This window comes from Neorhizobium sp. PAMB6630, assembly GCF_058242775.1.
This window is the reverse complement of sequence record NZ_JBZAYV010000003.1, coordinates 155,963-176,675: the sequence shown is the minus strand read 5'-3', so window position 1 is coordinate 176,675 and position 20,713 is coordinate 155,963. Positions and strand designations below refer to the sequence as shown.

Here is a 20,713-nt window from a genome sequence, read left to right as displayed (position 1 = left end):
ACTGCGCGCAGCGTGACGTCGGTGGACTTGTCGCCAGATGACGAGGCCTTTTTCGGACGGCGAGTACGCGGCCAGATAGCGCGTCTCTTTCCTATGACGTGACGTGATGCCCTCCCTTCGCTCCAAAGCATCTTGCGTCAAATCGGTATTGCGGGCCTTATGCTGTTGTCGGGCGTGCCCTGTGATGTCGATGCTCGCCGCGTGATGGGGCGATGCTTGGATGAGAATCGGGCCGGGACAAGCCATGGCACCCGAGAATCACGGCCTTCCCCCTCCTCCGATTCTTCGCTAAAAGAGCTTTGGCCCCGCGATCCGGCCTGTTGTTGGCGCGATTGTCAGCTGACAATTGAATCAAATCCCTGAAAACCCTGTATAAAATTCCCGCATCCGGCCGGTCGACCAAAAACTGCTTGACGCCAACACAGACTCGGCCCCTATTTGCGATAACCTTACCAATTTACCGGGTTTTCCGTGAATGCCGAACAAGAACGCAATTGCCGACAAAATGAGAAAGCCCGAAACGCTTTCGATCGATGAGACGATCGGTAATGATTCCGCGATTTTGAGCGGGCAGTTGCAGATCCTTTTCGAAAAGCTGTTCTCGCCCAACGCCCGCAAGGAGCTGCGCCGGTTCAGCAGTACCGAAGTCGCACGCCTTCTCGGCGTCACCGACAGTTATGTGCGCCATCTGGCAGCACAGGAAGAAACCGTCTCTTCCGAAAAGACGGCGTCTGGCCGGCGCACATTTTCTCTGGAAGAGATCAATGCCATCCGCCGGCATCTCGGCAAGACCAAGCCCGCCTATCTGCCGGGCCGTCGCCCGGGCGACCATCTGCAGGTTATTGCCGTCACCAATTTCAAGGGCGGGTCGGGCAAGACGACCACCGCCATTCATGTCGCCCAGTATCTGGCGCTGCGCGGTTACCGGGTGTTGGCCGTCGATCTTGATCCGCAGGCCTCTATGTCGGCGATGCTGGGGTTCCAGCCGGAATTCGACGTCAACGACAACGAGACGCTGTACGGCGCAATCCGCTATGACGAACATCGGCGCGCTGTGGACGAGGTGGTGCGGGAAACCTATTTCCCCGGTCTCGATCTGATCCCCGGCAATCTGGAACTGCACGAGTTCGAGCACGATACACCGCGCGCGCTCGCCGATAATGACCGCACTGATACCGACATGTTCTTCATGCGGGTGGGCAATGCGCTTGCCTCGCTTGACGATCGTTATGATGTGGTGGTGATCGACTGCCCGCCGACGCTCGGTTTTCTGACGCTTTCGGCTTTGTGTGCGGCAACCTCGGTTCTCATCACCGTACATCCGCAGATGCTGGATGTCGCATCGATGAACCAGTTTCTCGCGATGACGTCCGATCTGCTCGCCGTCGTAAAGGAAGCTGGCGGCAATCTGCAATACGACTGGATGCGCTACCTGGTGACACGCTACGAGGCCAATGATGGCCCGCAGGCGCAGATCGTGGCCTTCCTGCGCAGCCTGTTTAATGAGCGGGTGCTGACCTCGATGATGGTCAAATCCACCGCAGTCTCGGATGCGGGACTGTCAAAGCAGACGATCTATGAGGCTGGTCGCGAAACCATGCACCGCCAGACCTACGACCGCGCGGTCGAGGCGATGGACGGTGTCAATGGTGAAGTCGAGCAGTTGATTCGCAGTGCATGGGGACGAGCATGAAGGGACGCGACATCCTGAAGGGCATGGTGGGCTCCACCGACCCGAAGAAGCTCGATCAGAGCCCGCAACAGGCTCATCGCCCGGCAGGTGCCGTGCGGGCGATGAACATGTCTCTCGGACGTCTCAACGAGGAAGCGGCGGCCGCCAAGGTGTTGCGCGAAACCATTGCCCAGGGCGATCGGGTGGTGGAGCTTGATCCGGCGCAGGTGGAAGCGGCCTTCATCCAGGACCGCATTCCCGTACGTCTTGACGTGACGCTGGAGGCGCTGAAGGCATCCATCCGCGAGAATGGCCAGCAGGTGCCGATCCTTGTTCGTCCGCATCCGGACAAACCAAAACTCTACCAGGCCGCCTATGGTCACCGGCGTCTGCGTGCGGCAAGCGAGCTTGGGCTGAAGGTGAAGGCAGTCATCCGCCAGCTGACGGATGAGGAGTTGATCCTTGCGCAGGGCCAGGAAAATGGTCAGCGCGTCGATTTGAGCTTCATCGAGCGGTCGCTTTTTGCCCGGCGGATGGACGAGCATGGCTTCGATCGTGAAACGATCGCGCAGGCGCTGTCCGTCGACAAACCGGAAGTGTCCCGCCTGTTGCAGGTGGCACAGGCGGTTCCGGACGATATTATCCTGGCCATTGGCCCGGCACCCAAAATCGGCCGGCCGCGCTGGCTGGCGCTTGCAGACCGTCTGAAGACTGCGCCACTCGCCCGCAAGGCCGTGACGCTGACATCTGCAGAGGAATTTGGCGCGGCAGACAGCAATGATCGGTTTGCCAGCCTCTGGGCCGCGCTGAACGAGGCAGCACCAGAGCAGAAGAGCAGGCTTTCCGATGAGCCGGTCAAGACCCGCAAGGGTGCCGTTCTTGCGACGCTGTCCCGCTCGGGCAGGGGGGCAAAACTTGCCATCCGTTCGCAGGCCTTTGCCGCTTTCATGGCGGAACGCATGCCGCAGCTGGTGGCCGAATTTGAAGAACAGGACGCGCAGACATCAGGCGACTAGCCTGATTGTCAGCTGACAATGGCAGCCTTTTAGAAGAGGCGAGCCGGAATGACAGATCACAGGTTCAGCCCGCTCATCACGAACGGATTGATCATACGCCACAATGAAACAGGAGACTTGAACCGCAAAAGAAAAAGGCCCCCAAGCGACTGACGTCGTGGAAGCCCTTCTCGATCTGTAGCAAGTTGAGAATCGCATTTCCCCGAATCGCTGTCAAGCTTTTACAGCCGTCTGTTTTGACGGGCCGGGATCTTTTGCCTGTTTGAAGGTGAAGGACAATGCAGACGCATGGAGTGACGACGCCCTTTGGGCGGCGTGGGGTTTCGCTTGCGCTCGTGAAAGGGCAAATGCAGGCAGAGGACATCCGCGCCGGCAAGGTGGTGGACAAATGGAAGCTGTTTCGCGATGTCGCGGAAGCGCGCGAAAAACTGGGACTACAGGATCGAAGCCTTGCGGTGCTGAACGCGCTTCTGAGCTTTTATCCAGAAACCGACCTTTGCCAGGAAAAGGGGCTCGTGGTGTTTCCCTCCAACGAGCAGCTGAGCCTTCGCGCCCACGGCATTGCGGGCACAACACTGCGCCGGCATCTGGCAGCGCTGGTCGACGCAGGACTTCTCCATCGCCGCGATAGCCCGAATGGCAAACGTTATGTGCGCCGGGAGGCCGGGGGCAAGATCGAGCAGGCCTTCGGTTTCAGCCTGGCACCGCTTCTGTTGCGCTCGGAAGAGTTTGCCCATCTGGCGCAATCGGTCGCTGCCGAACGGCGGGCGCTGTCGCAGGCGCGTGAAGCACTGACGATCTGCCGTCGCGATATCCGCAAGCTGATTACGGCTGCCATCGAAGAGGGGGCGTCGGGCAATTGGGATGTGGTCGAGAGCCATTATATCGCGCTTGTCGCCCGCCTTCCGCGCCGCGCCGATCTCGCATCGGTGACTGAAATCCTGGAAGACATGCAGATGTTGCGCGAGGAAGTACTCAACATCCTGGAAATACAGCTGAAAAGCCAAAAAACAGACGTCAGTGCCATCCATTCTGGCTATCACATACAGAATTCAAAACCCGAATCCTTTAATGAACTTGAACCCGCTTTAGAAAAAAAGCAGGGCGAAAACCCGAATGATGGCCAGACACGGCAAGCCGGGCCGACAGGGGAGCGACCTGCAGAAAGCCAAACGAACGGATCGACCTCCGCAACCGAGGGCGCGTCCGGTTCCGCCGGCAATCCGGTCGGCCAGCATGATCGGGGCCTGCGTGAAAAGCTCGCCAAGCGGTTAAAACCGCTGCCCTTGCCAATGGTGCTGAAAGCCTGCCCGCAGATCCTGGATTACGGGCCGGACGGCGATATCCGCAGCTGGCGTGATCTTCTGGTCGCCGCCGTTGTTACCCGCTCGATGCTCGGCGTCAGCCCGTCGGCCTATCAGAACGCCTGCGAAATCCTCGGGGCTGAAAATGCTGCTATCGTCATGGCCTGCATTCTGGAACGGGCCGGGCAGATCAATTCCGCCGGCGGTTACCTGCGCGATCTGACGCGAAAAGCCGAACGCGGTGACTTCTCGCTTGCGCCCATGGTCATGGCGCTGATGAGACAGAACGGCGGAAGTGAACGGAAAACCGGCTGAGGGCAGGCGGTTATCTTTGCCGGACGCATTTCGAGGTAGCGGCTTGGGAGGGTCGATTTTTATCATGCGGTCAGGCAAGGATCTGGCACCTCATCGTTTTCCGGTGCGGCTTTTCAGGCGGACGGGCAGCAGGTCAGGTTACGAGGAAGGCCAGATGTGGCGGTATCCGGCCCTAGGTGCGACTGTGGCCTTTGGGACATAGCAGTCAAAAGATGGCCTGAAATTTTATCGCGCATTGTTCAGAACACAAAGGGCGTGCGCTTTGTCGTAAATTATCACCTGATACCGCGCATAGCCCTTGGTCTGGTCGATTGGAAAGCGAGTTTTGTCCAGGCTCTCGCCTCGGATCGGCTTTGCTCCAAACCGCTGAGATCAATAAAAGCGCGCTGAAGCGCCTCATGACCTTCCAGCACAGAAAGCGAGCCTGTCTCCATCTTCTTCATGTCGCGGTTATACTGCGATCAAGAGTGACCTAGATGCTTGCAGGGTTGAAGCAATGGCCTCCAATTCTCCTATCCGGTTCCAAAGCGGATTGATGCTCCAGGTGTCGTGGTCGGCACGACAGGAGCGGTGAAGGACCTGCTCATTGGTGTAAGCGGTGTGGCCGACCTGACTTTGGAGGATGATCTCACCTCTAACAGTGTCACGCTGGGTTATGATGCCGGCTCTTCCGGCACCCTTACGGTGTCCGGTGGGACTGGAAGCGTGTGGGCCAACAGTTCTGCCATCTATGTGGGCCATGGTGGAACAGGTGAGGTTGATATTCTGGACGGCTCTGCCGTTTCATCCGTTGATGTCTATCTGGGCTCGGCGGCAGGTGGTGTCGGCACGGTACAGCTGGAAGATGGCGCAGAACTCACCGCGACGGGCGCGATCTATGTCGGCTATGGCGGGGACGCAACCAGTGGCGGCACGGGATATCTGAACATCTATTCCGGTTCCACTGTCACCAGTGCCAGCGCAAACATTGCGGACGGGAACAATACCCAAGGTACGGTCGTGGTTGATGGTACCGGGTCTCTCTTTGACAATTCCGGGACAATGGTGGTTGGCGGCGGCGGCCTTGGGTTGCTGACTGTGACGGATGGCGGTGCTGTCGAAACGGGGAGCCTCTCCATCGGCAGCCTTGCGACGGCATCCGGCAGCAAGGTGACGATTGACGGAGCAGAGAGCAGCCTCACCGTTACCGGTGACGTCAACATTGCAAGCGCTACGGATGCAGAACTTGAGCTGAAAAACGGTGCTTCGGCAACCGTGGGAGCGGTCAAGCTCGGTATCACCACATCAGGGGATGGCAGTCTCATCGTTAATGATTCAGACCTTGACGTTACCGGCCGTGTTTTTGTCGGCCAGGAGGGAGAAGGCAAACTTGAGATCACCAACACGGGTACCGTCGATGCGGCAGGCGCAATCATCGGCTGGTATGCGGGCAGTACGGGTGAAGCGACGGTCGATGGTGCCGGTAGCCGCTTTGATAATACGGCCGAACTCTATGTCGGCAATGAGGGGTCTGGGTCGCTCACCGTATCAGCCGGCGGTGTCGTCACCAGTACAGCGGGTTATGTGGGCACCGTCACAGGTTCAACCGGGCAGATCACCGTAACAGGCGCCGGCTCGCGCTGGGATATGAGCAGTACGTTCATTGTCGGTTACCAATCGGCCACCGAAGGCGTCGTGACCATTTCTGCAGGGGGTGTGATCGATGGATTGCAGGGAACACTCGGCGATCTCTCCGGCTCTGTGGGGCGCATGTCGGTGACAGGGACAGGCTCCACCTGGAGTGCCCATACCGATTCGAGCATTCAGTATTCCGGCGATCTGAACGTCGGCCGTTTTGGGGAAGGATACCTCACGGTCGCAAGCGGCGGTTCAGTATCCGGCCGCATGCTTCATATCGGCAACGAAGCAGGGTCCTTCGGGCAGGTGACACTGACGGGTGCAGGCTCCAGCATCAATGTCACCGATCAATTGTCTGTCGGCCTTGAAGGAGATGGATCGCTTGATGTTAGCAATGGTGCCGTCATCCAGGCTGACCGGATCGTGATTGCCGGCGATGCTGCCTCCGAGGGTACCTTGACCATTGGCACAGCAGCAGGCGCCATCAACACCAACAGCGTGTCCTTCGGCGATGGCACCGGCAAAATCGTTTTTGATCACAGCGACAACCACTACACGTTTGCGGCGGATGTCGACGGTAACGGCACGCTGGAATTCGATTCCGGCTCGACCTATCTGACGGGCGACTACACGGATTTTACCGGCAGCCTGCAGATATCGGGCGGTTTCGTATCTGTGGATACCGCGACGCTTTCGGTCGTGACGGATGTTGAGGCTGGTGCAACGCTTGGCGGTTCGGGAAAGATGGGCAATGTCAGTGTTGCCAGTGGCGGTACGGTTGCTCCCGGCAATTCCATCGGCACGCTGACGGTGGCCGATATCAACTTCGCCTCGGGTTCGACCTATTCCGTGGAGATCGATCAGACGGGGGCGAGCGATCTTCTGCACGCGACGGGGATCGCCTCGATCAGTTCCGGTGCGCTGGTGCATTTTGAGCCAGAAAATGGCACGGACGATGGCAGCGCTTACACGATCGGCACCCGCTATACGATTATCACCGCGGATGGCGGCATCAGCGGCACCTTCGGTTCGCTGACGGACAGCTTTGCCTTCCTCGACGGGGTCCTCGCTTACGATGCCAACAATGTCTACCTGACCCTTGCCCGCAACGGCGTGAACTTTGCAAGCCTTGGCAGAACCGGCAACCAGCGCGCCGTCGGTGCAGCCTTCGATGTGATGGCAACCGGTGGATCTCTGTGGAATGCCGTTGCAACATTGACCGATGCAGCGGTGCCCGGCGCCTATGATCAGCTCTCGGGTGAAAGCCATGCATCGCTTCGCGGCGTCCTTTTGGAGGACAGCGCATTTTTGCGCGACGGGCTCATGGACCGTCTTTCACAGGGCGACGGCAGTGACGGCCGCGGCTTCTGGATGTCGGCCTTCGGCGGTTGGCGTGACGGGGGAGGGGACGGCAACGCGGCCGATATTCGCCGAAACACCGGCGGCTTCGTTACGGGCCTCGACGGTGACCTGACGGATGGCTGGCGCCTTGGCTTGGCCACCGCTTACAGCCGCACCAGCGTCGATGTGGATGGCCGCTCAAGCCATGCGACTGCCGACAATTATTCGCTCGGGATTTATGGCGGCGGTGCTGTGGGCGGTGTCGATCTGCGGCTTGGCGGCAGCTATACGATGCATCAGATCAACACGGACCGAACCGTGGACTTCAACGGCCTGAGCAACAGGCTGAGCGCCGACTATGATGGTGGCACGGCACAGATATTTGCTGAGGCAAGCGTTTCGATCGAGGCAGGCGGTATCAAATTTTCCCCGTTCGCGGGGCTTGCCCATGTGCGCACGCATACGGACGGTTTTGATGAAACAGGCGGGGATGCCGCACTGTCCGTCGCAGACAACCACGACGCCCTCACCTATGCCACCATGGGCTTGCGTGCTCAAACACCGCTTGAGCTTGCTGGCATGGCAGCCACCTTGCACGGTCAACTTGCCTGGCGCCACGCCTTTGGTGATGAGACGCCAGGTTCAATCAACCGCTTCGCGACGGGCGAAACATTCTCCGTTTCCGGCACCCCGATTGCCCGCGACGTTGCCCTTCTCGGTGCAGCTGTTTCCCTGCCCGTCTCCGATGGCGCAAGCTTTGGTCTGTCTTATGCAGCTCAAGCGGGAGAAGGGGACTGGCAGAACCAGATAAAGGCGCGGTTTGACGTCCGGTTCTGACGGTTTCGTGCCCGCGGTCACCAAGCGCGTGGCGCAGTGCGCCTGAGCGGGCAAGGTACATCTGAAAGAGTTGATGCGCATCGAGCCGCTGTCGGTGCTGCCGCAGCTGGCAGCGGATATTGTGGATGGCCGTATCCGGGGCCGTGTCGTGCTGTGCATCGACGGCTGACCCCGGTTGGCGTGCGCTTCAGAGGGCGGAAAGCTTGCCGGTGGTGAGGAGAGCGATGATGGCAAGGCCGATGACAACGCGGTAATAGACGAAGGGCAGGTAGTTGCGGGTGGAGACCAGCTTCAGGAAAAAGACGATCACCGCGTAACCGACCACGAAGGAAATCAGCGTGGCAAGCGCCGTCTGGCCGGCACCCACCGGGTTGTCCTGCCCGATGCTTTTAAACAACTGGTAAAAACCGGAACCGAAAACGGCGGGCACTGCGAGCAGGAACGAATACCGTGCCGCCGCTTCGCGCGTATAACCCATCAGAAGGCCGGCGCTGATTGTGCCGCCCGAGCGGGAGACGCCCGGAATAAGCGCCATGGCCTGGGCAAACCCGAAAATGATGCCGTCGCGCCAGGTGAGGTGGTCCAGCGTGCGCGCCTTTGTGCCGATCCGGTCGGCAAGGCCAAGGATGATGCCGAACACGATGAGCGCGGTGGCTGTGATATAAAGATTGCGCAGGCCATGCTCGATCTGGTCCTTGAACAGCAGGCCGAGCACGATGATGGGCAAGGATCCAAGGATGATCAGCCAGCCCATGCGGGCGTCCTTGTCATCATGGGGTGCGCGCAGAATGTTTTGGCGCAGCCATGCGGTAGCGATACGCATGATATCTGACCAGAAATAGACAAGCACCGCCGCTTCCGTGCCGATTTGCGTGATGGCGGTGAAGGCTGCCCCGGGATCGGCCCCGGAGGGCAAAAATTCGCCGGCGATGCGCAGATGTGCGCTCGATGATACCGGCAGGAATTCCGTCAGGCCCTGTATCAGGCCCAGGATTGCTGCATCCGTCCAGCTTACCGTCATGTGGCAGTCTCTCCTGTTGCCGGTCCTCTTCTTTCGGGGAAGGCCGGTTATTGCGCGCGTGTTCCTCCCGAACTCTCACCGCTCTTTTGTCAAAGGCGTTCTGCGATGGCAAGGATGCGCCGACAAACGACCGTCAGCTCCCGATCCGCCATCAGGGAGAACCGTTTGTGCCGTGATAAGGGAAATGCAGGCCAAGACAAAAATCATGCCTTGCTTTGGCCACGCGATTGATGCAGTGCCCCACGAAAGGCCTGTTGTTCCAAAAGGTCCGGAAAAATCCGGCATCGGAGCCGAAACCGGCGGGAACTGCTTGGTGTATTATAGTAAAGACATGAACGTGCGGGCCAAAATGACTGTCGCGATAGGCAAGCGGGTGGTGTTGCACTTTCCCGGCTTTGAAAAAATGACCACGGCCGGCCACCATGGCCGCTTCCTGCGGACCGCCGCGCATATGGCAAATGTTTGGGGATTTTCCGCCGATATAGGGCCCCTTGCTGCCGATGCCTCGGGCGCAGGTTTTACCGTCGTTGCCGGATCGGACAATTGGCAAACGACCAGCCGGATCCACATCTGCGACCATGATACCCTTGTCGATGAACTCGCCGAACGCCCGCTGGCCAACCGCCTGCTGACCGGTTTCAGGAGCGCCGCACAGGTCGTTATTCAAGGCGGGCTTGCCGGTTATTTCCGCCATGGCTGGCGGTTCGCGCTGTTTTTCCTTTTTCCATTCCTCCTGATGCTGTCAGGCATCGGCATCAGTCTCGGTCTGGCGGCTCTGCCGCAATGGCTTTCCCTCGCGCACTGGCATTACCTCTGGAGCCTGCCGCTGGCAGGCGCCTTCTTCCGTTATGCGGTGCTGCCGTTTGCGGAGCGGTTTTACACGCTGCATCTGTTTTCGGATTGGGAAATGGCCGTCGCGGTTGCCAGTGGTAAAACGTCGAGCGTGGAACGGTATCTTGAAGATCGTGTGGAGACGTTGCGGCGTGCGCTCGAGGAAGAGGCGGACGAATATGTCATCAGTTCGCACAGCATGGGCTCAAGCCTTGCCGTGCAGGTGCTGGGCATGCTGCTGGAACGGCAACCGCAGGCGCTTGTCGGCAAGCGGGTGGTGTTCGTGACGCTTGGCGGAGCCATTCTGCAATGCGCGCTCTTACGCTCCGCAACGGACCTGCGCCGGCGCGTCGGCCTTATTGCGCGGACACCGGAAGTATCGTGGCTGGAAGTGCAGTGCCTGACCGATCCGATCAATTTCTACAAGTCGCGGGTCGTCGCCGTCACCGGCCATCCATCGGCTCCGCAGGCAGCGCTTGTCACCATCCGCGTGAAGCACCTCTTGTCGCCGGAGCGTTACGCGCGCATCAAGCGCGATTTTCTGCGCGTTCACCGGCAATATGTGCTTAACGCCGACAGGAGGGGCTCGTTCGATTTCACGCTGCTGACGTCAGGGCCATTCCCGGCTGCACTGACCACTGATTATGCGGCCCGCTCGTTTCAAGACCTGGTCCCGGCATTGAATGCCGTGGAAAATGCATCAGCGTCCGGCGTTCCCTAAGGAAGGGCAGGGCGACGCCTTGAGCGGCGTCGCCCGCGTTTGTCAGAGCAGTTTTTCCAGCGTGATCGGCAGGTCGCGGACCCGTTTGCCGGTGGCGTGGAAGACGGCATTGGCGATGGCTGGCGCCACGCCAACAATGCCCACTTCGCCGACGCCCTTGCCGCCGAGCACGGAGGCTTCGAAATCCGGTTCTCCAACCGACAGGATCTCGATCAGCGGCACGTCGGCATTGGTCGGCACGAGGTAATCGCCGAGATTGTTGTTGACGACGCGGCCGTTGCGCGGATCGACCAGCCCTTCCTCGAGAAGCGCCTGGCCGATGCCCATGATGATGCCGCCGCGCAGCTGGCTTTCGGCAAGTTTTGGATTGTAAAGCCTGCCGCAATCGAAGGCGGAGACGATGCGCGAGACGCGCACCGTGCCAAAATCCTCATCCACCCGCACTTCGATGAAATGTGCGCCCCAGCTGTGAATGGAAAAGTCGCCGGCGGTCGGTCCGCGCACCTTGGCCATATGCGTCCAGGCCTTCTGCTTTTCCTCCGCCGTTGTGCCCTCGGGCAGGGTGTTGCGCTTCACTTCCAGGGTCTCGCGGCCGAGCATCGCCATCAGTTCGCCGATGCTCATCGACGGGCCGTCATCGCGCGATGTTTTGATGCGGCCGTTCTCGATGACCAGCGTGTTGGCGCCGGACGTGGCAAAGGGCGAGTTCGGCTCGTTGAGCGCAAGTCCGATCAGTTCCTCGCGGGCGGCCTGTGCCGCCTTGTGGACGGCGCCGGTGATGGAGCCCGCCAGCATGGAGCCGCCGGCAACCGGTGCACCGGCAGAGAGGGAATCGCCGAGCTTCACGTCGACCTGCTCGACGCCGACACCGAGCGCGTCGGCTGCCGTCTGGGCCACGATCGTATAGGTGCCCTGGCCCATGTCGATGCCGGCACTTTCCACCTCGACACTGCCGTCCGAGAGGATGCGGATCATCGCCTCACTGCTGTTGGTCAAGTTCGGGAAGGTTCCGCAACCGATGCCCCAGCCGATCAGGGTGCGGCCGTCGCGCATCGAGCGCGGGGCCGCCCTTCGCTTCGACCAGCCAAAACGCTCGGCGCCGGCCATCAGGGCTTCCCTGAGCTTGCGCGTCGACCACGGCTTGCCGGACTGGTAATCGTGATCGGCATAATTGCGCAGCCGGATCTCCAGCGGATCGATGCCGACTGCATAGGACAGCTCGTCGATGGCGCATTCTATGCCATAGGCGCTGGGGTTCTTGCCGGGTGCGCGCAGCGCACCGGGGGTGACGGTGTTCACCTTGATCAGGCTCTGCTGCGAACTAAAGTTGTTCACCGCATACATGATGGGCGTTGCAGCCCCCGTCGACTCGTGAAACTCCGCATAGGTGGAGGTCTCGTTGGCACCGCGATGGATGACCGCCTGCAGTACACCCTCTGCGGAAGCGCCAAGCTTCAGCGTTTGGCGCGTCGATGCGCGCCCGCCATAAGCGGTGAAACCTTGCGAGCGGGTGACGGCAAGCTTAACCGGACGGCCGAGTTCCCGAGCGGCAAGCGCTGCCACCGCACCATAAAAATAGGCGCCGCCCTTGGAGCCGAAGCCGCCGCCGATGAAGGGCGAGATGATGCGGACATTCTCGAACGGGATTTCGAACCATTCGGCATAGGTGCGCGCCATGCCATGCGTCCACTGGCTGGGCTCCCAAATCGTCAGCTGGTCGTCTTGCCAGCTGGCAATCAGGCCATGCGGCTCGATCGGGACATGGTATTCGCGCGGTGTGCGGTATTCGGCTTCGATGGTGATGTCGGCTGCTTCGAAGGCCGCCTCCGCATCGCCCCATTCGACCGTCATCGGCCCGGTCACCTTGCCGGTGCCTGCCTCTGCGATGGTCGTGGTCGCCGGTGTTTCCTCGTACTTCACCGTGATCAGCCGGGCGGCTTCCCGGGCCTGCTCGAAGGTTTCCGCAATGACGGCGGCCACCGCCTGGCCGTTGTAATTCACCTCGGCGGGCAGCGGCAGATAGGGTACCTTGTCCACACGGTTGCCGTTCCAGTCGGAGGCAACCATCATGTTGAACACCTTGTCCGGCGTCAGCACCATCAGAACGCCGGATGAAGCCTCGGCGGCTGCCTTGTCGACGGACACGACGCGGCCGGATGCGATGGTGGACTGGACAAGAACGGCGTGGACGAGGTTTTCGACTGGCTGTTCGAGCGCATAGGTCGCAGCACCGGTAATCTTGCGGCGGCCATCGAGACGGGCGACGTGGCGACCGACGCTGCCGTCGGAGGCATCGCCGTGCTTTCTGGGTTCGATGAGGGTCATGCGAGGCCTCCAAGCGTCAGGATGGCGCGCGTGACGACACGCGGCACAAGGTCAATCTTGTAGTGGTTGTCGCCGTGGGCCACGGCGCCTTCAACAGCAAGCAAGCTTGCCTGAGCAACGGTATCTTCGCTGAGCGTCTTGCCGATCAGGGCCTGTTCGACGGAGCGTGCCCGCCACGGCGTGGTGGCAGCGCCACCGATTGCGACACGCAGATCGCGGATCGTCCGGCCGTCTTCGTGGAGTTCAAGCGCAACGGCGGCGCTGGCTGCGGCAAATTCGTAGCTCGCGCGGTCGCGCACCTTCAGATAGGTGGAACAGTGCGCTGCCGGGGAGGCGGGGATGAAAAGTCCGGTGACGATCTCGCCTGGCTGCAGCACGGTTTCGACATGCGGCGTGTCGCCGGGTTGAAGGAAGAAGTCGCCGATCGCAATTTGGCGATCCTGCAGTTCGACCACCGCATCGAGCGCGATGAGGGCTGCGGCAAGATCGCCGGGATAGCTTGCGATGCAGTGTGGGCTGGTGCCGAGAACCGCGTGGTTGCGGGTGACGCCGCCAAGGGCCGAACAGCCACTGCCGGGCTGGCGTTTGTTGCAGGCCGGAAATGCGCCGGGATCGCGGAAATAGGCGCAGCGCGTGCGTTGCAGGAGGTTGCCGCCGATGGTTGCCATGTTGCGCAACTGCGGCGAGGCGGCAAGCGACAGCGACTGGGCAATGGCAGGAAAGGCAGCCTTGATGCCGGGATGGTCCGCCACATCGCTCATGCGGGCGAGCGCACCGATGTGAAGACCGTCGTCCGATAGGCGGATATCAGCAAGCCCGGAGAGGCGGCCGATGTCGATCACGGCATCCGGCTCTGTCACGCCGCATTTGGCCAGATCCAGAAGCGTGGTGCCGCCGGCCATCAGCAGAACGCCAGCTTCCTTTGCCCTGAGGCTTGCATCGTCAAGCGAAGTCGCGCGCGAATAGGTGAAATCCTTCATCGGGCTGCCTCCGCTGCCTGACGCACCGCGTCGACGATGGTGTTATAGGCTCCGCACCGACAGAGATTGCCGGACATGTATTCGCGGATTTCGGCGTCGGAACCGGCATGGCCTTCGCGGATGCAGGCAACCGCCGAGAGGATCTGGCCCGGCGTGCAATAACCGCACTGGAAGGCATCGTGTTCCAGGAATGCCGCCTGCACCGGGTGCAGTTCGCCATTTTCGCCGGCAATGCCTTCGATCGTGGTGATCTCGCAGCCTTCCGCCTGAACGGCAAGCGTCAGGCAGGAGAGAACGCGGCGGCCATCGACCAGCACGGTGCAGGCGCCGCACTGGCCCTGGTCGCAGCCCTTCTTGGTGCCTGTGAGGTGAAGCTGTTCACGCAGCGCATCGAGAAGCGTCACGCGTGGCTCCACCGCAAGGGCATGTGGTGTTCCATTGATGTCCAGCGTCAGGGGAATGGTTTGGGTCATGACGGCTCCTGATGGGAACGAAGAGGAAATGCGTGGGGGGCAGTTGGCGGGCGGCCCGTAAAGGTCGGCCGCGGGATGCGCGGAAACATTATCCATGACATCCGGTTGCCGGATGCGGTAAACAGTGAGAGCGCTCTACGTCATAAACGGAGGCGCCTCCGATTAACTTAGGGGTGTATGGACTGTCGTCAAGTCCCCGCCTTGCCAGGACCCGTTTTTTGTCTGCAGCAGAACCGATAAAACCTTCTCCCAGACCGCGCGCCGATGCGCTGCGCAACCGCGAGAAACTTCTGGAAGTGGCTGCTGGCGCTTTTTCGGCCCATGGCGTCGAGGCGTCGCTGGATGATATCGCAAAGCAGGCGGGTGTCGGGATCGGTACGCTCTACCGGCATTTTCCAAGTCGCGAGCATCTGGTGGAGGCCGTCTATCGGCGCGAACTGGAAAGTCTGGCGGCGGCGGCCGAAACCCTTGCCGCACGCCATCCGGCCGATATCGCACTTGAGGAATGGATGCGTCGCTTCGTCAGCTATATTGCCGCCAAGCGTGGCATGGCCGCAAGTCTCAAAGTGTTGATGAGTTCCAATTCAGGCCTGTTTGCCGATGGGGCGAACCGTATTCGCGAGGCGCTGGAAAGTCTTCGTGCCAAGGCGGCCGCCGAGGGGCTGATCCGCGACGACATGGAAACGAGTGACCTTCTGCATGCGCTGTCTGGCATTTACTCGATGCCGGATCTTCCCGATTGGCGTGACCGTTGCCACCGCCTGATCGGGCTTCTGATGGACGGGCTTCGCACCCGTCGATAATTTTTTTCTCGGCCTTCGCCTGCGGAAAGCTTGAGTGTAATGGGGTTCCGGATGACCGAAACCCCTTTTCATGCGGCGAACGTCAGCGGGCATTCACCATCTGTGCCAGCGCGCGGGCGCGGGCAAGGCAGGCCGGCTGCTGGTCGATAAAGCGTTCGGCGCCGATTTCCATGATCAGCGTCGTGTCCGGCAGGAAGCTCAGTTCGGAAAAGATCTCGTCCCAGGCAATATCGCCCCAGCCGATCGGCAGGTGCAGGTCGCCGATGCCAAGTGCTGTGGCTTCTGCCGGGTGGAAGAACTTGTTCATCGTATAGGGACGGCCGAAGCTGTCATGGACGTGCAGATGGCCGGTGACCGGCGCCATGGCGCGCAACTGGTCGCGGAAATCGAGACCCTTGAAGGTGGATTCGATATAGGCATGGCTGAAATCGATGAGGGCAACGACATTGTCGTGACCGATGGCGCGGACCGTCTCGGCCACCTGGCTCGGCGTCTGGCGATACTGGCCGCTTTCGGTGGTGAAGATGTTTTCGAGCACGATCCGCACGCCATAACCCTTGGCGACGTCGGCCATTTCCGACAGAGCCTCGCGCTCCATCTGGTCGAGATCGGCGCCATTTTCGCCTGGTGCCAGCTGGGCGGAGCCGGAGTGATGGACGAGAATGCCGGCGCCGAGACGGTTTGCCATTTCCAGCATGGCGCGCACGACCTGCTTTTGCAGGACAAGGTGTTCACGGTCCATGAAGTTGGAGCTGATCTGGCCATGCAGCGACAGTTTCTTGAACGCGTACTGGCCAACGATCTCGGTGACGCGGCTCATGCGGTCTTCGATGATGCGGCCGCCCGAGACGATTTCTTCGCCATAAATGCCGATTTCGCAGGCGTCTGCGCCGGTGTCGGCGATTTCCCGCAGCGATGCGTCAAGCGTGGTGAGGTCGCCCTTGCCTGTGCGGTTGCAGAAGCCGATGGCGGAAATGATGTCGGTCATGAAAGAACTCCGGTGTGCTGTGTCGTGGATGCGCTGCCGCGTGCAGCAGCGATGTCGGTGCCCGGGAGGGGGAATTCGATGCGGCGGCCGGTCTCGGCGTCGAAGAAGTGCAATTGCTCCGGGGGGAGCGACAGCCAGACGGTGTCGCCGGCGGAAACGTCGGCATCCTCCGCCACGGCTGCGGCGAAGGCCTCGCCGGCGATGTCGCAATGGATGACGCGGCCGACGCCGAGTTCCTCGACGAAATCGATGCGCGCCGGAAGGCCTTTGCCCTCGGATGTGAGGCGGCATTGCTCGGGGCGAATGCCGACGGTCACCTCACGGCCGCGCAGCGCATGCGCCACCAGCGGATCGATGGCGATGGCAGCGCCGTCGAGGCGCACGGTTGCGGTTTCCACCTCGATGCGCGTCGTAAACAGGTTCATTGCCGGCGCCCCGATAAAGGAGGCGACAAAGGTGCTGGCCGGGCGGTGATAGATATCGAGCGGCCGGCCGACCTGCTCGACATGGCCGCGGTTCATCACCACCAGCCGGTCGGCAAGTGTCATCGCTTCCACCTGGTCATGCGTGACGAAAACCGAGGTGGCCGAAAGGCGCTGGTGCAGCTTGCGGATTTCCGCGCGCATGGTGACGCGCAGTTTTGCGTCGAGGTTCGACAGCGGTTCGTCGAACAGGAATACTTTTGGCTCGCGGATGATGGCGCGGGCCATGGCCACACGCTGGCGCTGACCGCCGGACAGTGCTGCCGGCCGCCGTTCGAGATAATCCTGCAGGCCGACGATCTTTGCGGTCTCGGCAATGCGTCGTTCACGCTCGGCCTTGGCCACGCCCGCCACCTTCAGCGCATAGCCGATATTGCCGGCAACGGTCATGTGCGGATAAAGCGCATAGTTCTGAAACACCATGGCGCAACCGCGCTCGCGCGGTTCCAGCTTGTTGACGACACGCCCGTCGATGGCGATCTCGCCGGCGGTGATGTCTTCGAGGCCGGCAATCATGCGCAACAGCGTGGACTTGCCGCAGCCGGAGGGGCCGAGGATGACGACGAATTCGCCGGAATCGAACGACAGGTCGATGCCGTGCAGCGTCGGGGTCTTGCCGTAGCTCTTGCGCACGGCGCGGATCTGGATATCAGCCATTTTAGTCAAACCTTGTTTTCGGGAGACGCGCGCGGGCGATCACTTTTCGGAGGAGACCAGGCCGCGCACGAACCAGCGCTGCAGGACTGCGACGACGATGACCGGCGGGGCCATGATGATCAGCGAACCGGCCAGCGTCACGTTCCAGTCGGGAATACCGTTGTCGGAGGGCAGAAGGGCGCGCAGCGACATCATCACCGTCTTGTAGGACGGGTCGGTGACCATCAGCAGCGGCCAGAGATACTGGTTCCAGCCATAAACGAACATGATGGTGGTCAGCGCCAGCATGTTGGTGCGCGACAGCGGAAGCAGCATGTCGAAGAAGAAACGTACCGAGCCCGAGCCATCCATGCGGGCGGCTTCCGCCAACTCGTCCGGCAGCGTCATGAAGAACTGCCGGTAAAGAAAGGTGCCGGTTGCCGTGGCAATCAGCGGCAGCGTCAGGCCGGCGTAAGAGTTGAGGAGATTCCACTCGATGCCGATTTCGAGGCCGAAAAACCCGAAGATGGATTTGATCGGCTGGAAGAGGTCGGCGGCCACGGCATAGGTCGGCACGACGCGCACTTCGAGCGGCAGCATCAGCGTAATGAACACGCTCCAGAAGAACACATGCTTCAGGGGCGTGCGGAAGAACACGATGGCAAAGGCGGTGCAGGCCGACAGCGCGACCTTGCCGGCCGTAACCAGGGCCGCCATGATCAGGCTGTTGGTCATGGCCGTTCCGAGATCCGCCCGCGCCCAGGCAGCGCTGGCATTCTGCATGAATTCGCCCTGCGGCAGGAAGCTGAACGGGACTGCATTCACCTGCGGCATGGTCTGGCTGGCGCCGGCGAGGACGACGAGGAAGGGGCCGAGCAGCAGGAGGAAGCCGATCACCATGATGGCGTAGGTGAAGGCATCGGCATAAGGGGTGCGCTGGATCATTCCGGCCTCACTTGTAATGCACCCGCTTCTCGATGAAGCGGAACTGGATGAAGGTGAAGACCATGATGAGCCCGATCAGGATGATGCTCTGTGCAGACGCGCCGGAATAATTGAGACCCTGGAAGGCCTCGTCGACGATGCGGTAGACCATCACCTCTGTGCCGTGGTTCGGACCACCGCCGGTGACGGAGTGCACGATGCCGAACGTATCGGCGCCGACAAAACCTTCGGTCATCATGGTGACCAGCAGGAAGAACAGGGTGGGTGCGAGAAGCGGCACCTGTACGTCGATGGCGCGGCGGAAAGGTCCGGCACCATCCATGGCGGCAGCTTCACCGAGCGCACGAGGGACGGACTGCAGACCTGCAAGCAGGAAGATGAACGTGTAGCCCGACCACTTCCAGATGAAGATGATGATGACCAGCGCCAGCGCATGGCTGCCATATTTGGCCGGGTTCCACAGATCCGGCGACATCGCGTTGATGGAGGCCGCAAGCCCGCGCTCAGGCGACAGGATGAAGCGGAAGGCCATGCCGGCGGCAGGACCCGCAATGGCGAAGGGCAGGATGTAGAAAAAGCGGAAGAAGCCGGACCCGGGCAGCTGGCGATCGACCGCAAGCGCCAGTGTCAATCCGATGAAAATACAGAAAAACGGTCCGACGGTTGCAAAGATCAGGCTGACGACGACCGAATTCCAGTAGAACGGGTCAGACAGTGCTTCCGTGAAATTGGCAAAGCCGACAAATTCCGCAGCACCGCCGAACGGTGGCTCCAGCGTGAAGGCCCAGTTCACCACAGCCGCAACCGGCCAATAGAAGAACAGGAGGATCAGGACGAGCTGCGGCAGGGCAAACAGAACAGGCAGCCACCAGCTCTTGAAAACGGCGCGTTTTTCCATGAGTGGACCAATGCAAGACGATCAGCAGGAGAGGGGGAGCCGGCCGTCTTGCGGCAGGCTCCCCCGATGATATCAGGCAGAAGAGGATCAGTTCAGCTTCTGGCCGGCATAGGTCTTTTCGAAGCGACGCAGCACGACGTTGGAGCGCTCGGCCGCCTGGTCCAGTTCCTTCTGAACGTCGGCGTTCTGCATGAAGATGGCTTCCAGCGAGGTCGAGACTTCCTTGCGGATCTGCGTGAAACCGCCGAGGCGGATGCCGCGGGTGTTTTCCGAGGTCGGCGTGTAGGTCAGGCTGGCGATGGCCAGTTCACGGCCCTTGTAGGGTGCCTTGTCGTAGAAGCCGTTGGCCTTCATGGCATCAAAGCCGGTCTTGGTGACCGGGATGTAGCCGGTAACCGTCGACCACCACTGAACCATCTCCGGCTGGCCGAGGAAGTTGAGGAAGGCGGCAGCGCCCTTGTATTCAGCGTCCGGACGGCCGGCCATAACCCAAAGCGATGCACCGCCGACGAGCGAGTTCTTGCGCTCGGTGCCCTTCCAGACCGGCAGCATGGCGGCCTGCCACTTCACACCTTCCGGAAGCGTCTTGCCAACGGTGCCGTGGTCGGCAATCGAGGTCTGCATCATCTGGCAGGTCTGCGAGGTGAAGGCGGGAACGATATCCATGCCAAGCTGCTTGGTCTTGACGACAAACAGCTTCTCGTCCTGCATCTTCTTGAAGAACTTGACGTGATCGACGAACTTCGTCTTGTTGAAGACGACTTCGGCATCAAGACCCTGATAGCCGTTGGCCTTGGTGGCGATCGGCTGGTTATGGATGGCAGAGAACTGCTCCATGATTGCCCAGGTATCGAAGTTGAAGCCGAGCGGGCACTCGTAGCCTGCGGCCTTCAGCTTGCGGGCGGCTTCTTCAACCTGTTCCCAGGTCTCCGGCTTGAACGTGATGCCGGCCTTTTCGAAAGCGGTCTCGTTGTAATAGAACATCGCCGTCGAGGAATTGAACGGGAAGGACTGCAGCTCGCCGCCGGCCGTTGCGTAATAGTTGGCAATGCCGCCGAAATAGTTGTTCCAGTCGATCTTGTAGCCGTTGTCAGCCATCAGCTTCTTGGCGGGGATGAAGGCGCCCGACAGCATCAGGTCTAGCGTGCCGGCGTCATAGATCTGGGTGATGGCCGGCTGCTTCTTGGCGCGGTAAGCGGCAATGGTGTTCTGCAGCGTCGCGTCATAGGCGTTCTGCGAGGTGCAGACGATCTCGAAATCGGTCTGCGTGTCGTTGAACTTCTTGCAGGCATCCTGCACGCGTTCGCCCAGATCGCCGGAAAGGCCGTACCAGAATTCGAACTTGGTTTTTTCAGCAAAGGCCGGTGCTGCCCCCAGCGTCGTGGCGGCCATCAGGCCGGCCAGAACGGTCTTCAAAGCAAAAATCTTCATCGCGAGTGCCTCGTTTCAGGACTATGTTTCCGGCGTCTGTCCCCCCGGAAATCGAGGGGCGGTTTACCGGCCATTTG

At 60.8% G+C, this 20,713-nt stretch carries 15 protein-coding genes; 6 read left to right on the top strand and 9 right to left on the bottom strand.

What is annotated here, in order from left to right:
* The first annotated feature begins 475 nt into the window (after window positions 1-475).
* From repA to AC4CWF_RS26265, 4 genes are all read left to right on the top strand, one after another.
* Window positions 476-1,693 (top strand): plasmid partitioning protein RepA, encoded by a 1,218-nt coding sequence (repA, locus tag AC4CWF_RS26280; protein WP_491287895.1) that lies wholly within the window; start codon window positions 476-478, stop codon window positions 1,691-1,693.
* The gene (repB, locus tag AC4CWF_RS26275) at window positions 1,690-2,688 is read left to right on the top strand and encodes a plasmid partitioning protein RepB (protein WP_491287893.1); all 999 of its coding nucleotides are present in this window, start codon (window positions 1,690-1,692) and stop codon (window positions 2,686-2,688) included. The genes repA and repB overlap by 4 nt, the downstream gene beginning before the upstream one ends.
* A gap of 278 nt (window positions 2,689-2,966) precedes the next feature.
* Complete coding sequence (repC, locus tag AC4CWF_RS26270) at window positions 2,967-4,307, top strand: plasmid replication protein RepC (protein ID WP_491287890.1); 1,341 nt, start codon at window positions 2,967-2,969, stop codon at window positions 4,305-4,307.
* A 600-nt stretch (window positions 4,308-4,907) separates the two neighbouring features.
* On the top strand, window positions 4,908-8,102 hold the full coding sequence (locus AC4CWF_RS26265; RefSeq protein ID WP_491287888.1) for an autotransporter domain-containing protein: 3,195 nt from the start codon (window positions 4,908-4,910) through the stop codon (window positions 8,100-8,102).
* A gap of 187 nt (window positions 8,103-8,289) precedes the next feature.
* Here the strand turns inward: AC4CWF_RS26265 and AC4CWF_RS26260 are convergent, their stop codons facing one another.
* Complete coding sequence (locus AC4CWF_RS26260) at window positions 8,290-9,123, bottom strand: undecaprenyl-diphosphate phosphatase (protein WP_491287886.1); 834 nt, start codon at window positions 9,121-9,123, stop codon at window positions 8,290-8,292.
* A 349-nt stretch (window positions 9,124-9,472) separates the two neighbouring features.
* Between AC4CWF_RS26260 and AC4CWF_RS26255 the strand changes: the two genes are divergently transcribed.
* Entirely contained in the window at window positions 9,473-10,675 is a 1,203-nt protein-coding gene (locus AC4CWF_RS26255; protein ID WP_491287883.1) for a hypothetical protein, read from the top strand.
* A 42-nt stretch (window positions 10,676-10,717) separates the two neighbouring features.
* Here AC4CWF_RS26255 and AC4CWF_RS26250 read toward each other — a convergent pair whose 3' ends face one another.
* From AC4CWF_RS26250 to AC4CWF_RS26240, 3 genes are read right to left on the bottom strand one after another with little or no spacing between them, the layout of a single operon-like run.
* Complete coding sequence (locus AC4CWF_RS26250; RefSeq protein WP_491287881.1) at window positions 10,718-13,000, bottom strand: xanthine dehydrogenase family protein molybdopterin-binding subunit; 2,283 nt, start codon at window positions 12,998-13,000, stop codon at window positions 10,718-10,720.
* Complete coding sequence (locus AC4CWF_RS26245) at window positions 12,997-13,980, bottom strand: FAD binding domain-containing protein (RefSeq protein WP_491287879.1); 984 nt, start codon at window positions 13,978-13,980, stop codon at window positions 12,997-12,999. The genes AC4CWF_RS26250 and AC4CWF_RS26245 overlap by 4 nt, the downstream gene beginning before the upstream one ends.
* Entirely contained in the window at window positions 13,977-14,453 is a 477-nt protein-coding gene (locus tag AC4CWF_RS26240; protein ID WP_491287877.1) for a (2Fe-2S)-binding protein, read from the bottom strand. The genes AC4CWF_RS26245 and AC4CWF_RS26240 overlap by 4 nt, the downstream gene beginning before the upstream one ends.
* Window positions 14,454-14,671: 218 nt before the next feature.
* On the opposite strand from AC4CWF_RS26240, the gene AC4CWF_RS26235 reads away from it, so the two are divergent.
* Window positions 14,672-15,256, top strand: coding sequence for a TetR/AcrR family transcriptional regulator (locus AC4CWF_RS26235; RefSeq protein WP_491287875.1), 585 nt, complete (start codon window positions 14,672-14,674; stop codon window positions 15,254-15,256).
* A gap of 82 nt (window positions 15,257-15,338) precedes the next feature.
* On the opposite strand, the gene AC4CWF_RS26230 is transcribed toward AC4CWF_RS26235, so the two are convergent.
* The 5 genes from AC4CWF_RS26230 to AC4CWF_RS26210 form a co-directional block, all read right to left on the bottom strand.
* A complete protein-coding gene (locus AC4CWF_RS26230; protein ID WP_491287873.1) occupies window positions 15,339-16,244 on the bottom strand; it encodes a sugar phosphate isomerase/epimerase family protein in 906 nt (301 codons plus the stop codon).
* Window positions 16,241-17,383, bottom strand: coding sequence for a sn-glycerol-3-phosphate import ATP-binding protein UgpC (locus AC4CWF_RS26225; RefSeq protein WP_491287871.1), 1,143 nt, complete (start codon window positions 17,381-17,383; stop codon window positions 16,241-16,243). Before AC4CWF_RS26225 ends, AC4CWF_RS26230 begins: the two co-directional genes overlap by 4 nt.
* Before the next feature lie 39 nt (window positions 17,384-17,422).
* Window positions 17,423-18,307 carry an ABC transporter permease subunit gene (locus tag AC4CWF_RS26220; RefSeq protein WP_491287869.1) on the bottom strand — a complete coding sequence of 295 codons (885 nt, stop codon included), beginning with the start codon at window positions 18,305-18,307 and terminating at the stop codon, window positions 17,423-17,425.
* Window positions 18,308-18,314: 7 nt separating this feature from the next.
* On the bottom strand, window positions 18,315-19,205 hold the full coding sequence (locus tag AC4CWF_RS26215) for a carbohydrate ABC transporter permease (RefSeq protein WP_491287867.1): 891 nt from the start codon (window positions 19,203-19,205) through the stop codon (window positions 18,315-18,317).
* Window positions 19,206-19,292: 87 nt separating this feature from the next.
* On the bottom strand, window positions 19,293-20,636 hold the full coding sequence (locus tag AC4CWF_RS26210) for an extracellular solute-binding protein (RefSeq protein ID WP_491287865.1): 1,344 nt from the start codon (window positions 20,634-20,636) through the stop codon (window positions 19,293-19,295).
* Window positions 20,637-20,713: the final 77 nt, after the last annotated feature.

Bases quoted from the DNA above. Each gene is read 5' to 3' on its own strand.
- repA (WP_491287895.1), top strand. From the start codon at position 476: ATGCCGAACAAGAACGCAATTGCCGACAAAATGAGAAAGCCCGAAACG.
- repB (WP_491287893.1), top strand. From the start codon at position 1,690: ATGAAGGGACGCGACATCCTGAAGGGCATGGTGGGCTCCACCGACCCG.
- repC (WP_491287890.1), top strand. From the start codon at position 2,967: ATGCAGACGCATGGAGTGACGACGCCCTTTGGGCGGCGTGGGGTTTCG.
- AC4CWF_RS26260 (WP_491287886.1), bottom strand. From the start codon at position 9,123: ATGACGGTAAGCTGGACGGATGCAGCAATCCTGGGCCTGATACAGGGC.
- AC4CWF_RS26255 (WP_491287883.1), top strand. From the start codon at position 9,473: ATGACTGTCGCGATAGGCAAGCGGGTGGTGTTGCACTTTCCCGGCTTT.
- AC4CWF_RS26250 (WP_491287881.1), bottom strand. From the start codon at position 13,000: ATGACCCTCATCGAACCCAGAAAGCACGGCGATGCCTCCGACGGCAGC.
- AC4CWF_RS26245 (WP_491287879.1), bottom strand. From the start codon at position 13,980: ATGAAGGATTTCACCTATTCGCGCGCGACTTCGCTTGACGATGCAAGC.
- AC4CWF_RS26240 (WP_491287877.1), bottom strand. From the start codon at position 14,453: ATGACCCAAACCATTCCCCTGACGCTGGACATCAATGGAACACCACAT.
- AC4CWF_RS26230 (WP_491287873.1), bottom strand. From the start codon at position 16,244: ATGACCGACATCATTTCCGCCATCGGCTTCTGCAACCGCACAGGCAAG.
- AC4CWF_RS26225 (WP_491287871.1), bottom strand. From the start codon at position 17,383: ATGGCTGATATCCAGATCCGCGCCGTGCGCAAGAGCTACGGCAAGACC.
- AC4CWF_RS26220 (WP_491287869.1), bottom strand. From the start codon at position 18,307: ATGATCCAGCGCACCCCTTATGCCGATGCCTTCACCTACGCCATCATG.
- AC4CWF_RS26215 (WP_491287867.1), bottom strand. From the start codon at position 19,205: ATGGAAAAACGCGCCGTTTTCAAGAGCTGGTGGCTGCCTGTTCTGTTT.
- AC4CWF_RS26210 (WP_491287865.1), bottom strand. From the start codon at position 20,636: ATGAAGATTTTTGCTTTGAAGACCGTTCTGGCCGGCCTGATGGCCGCC.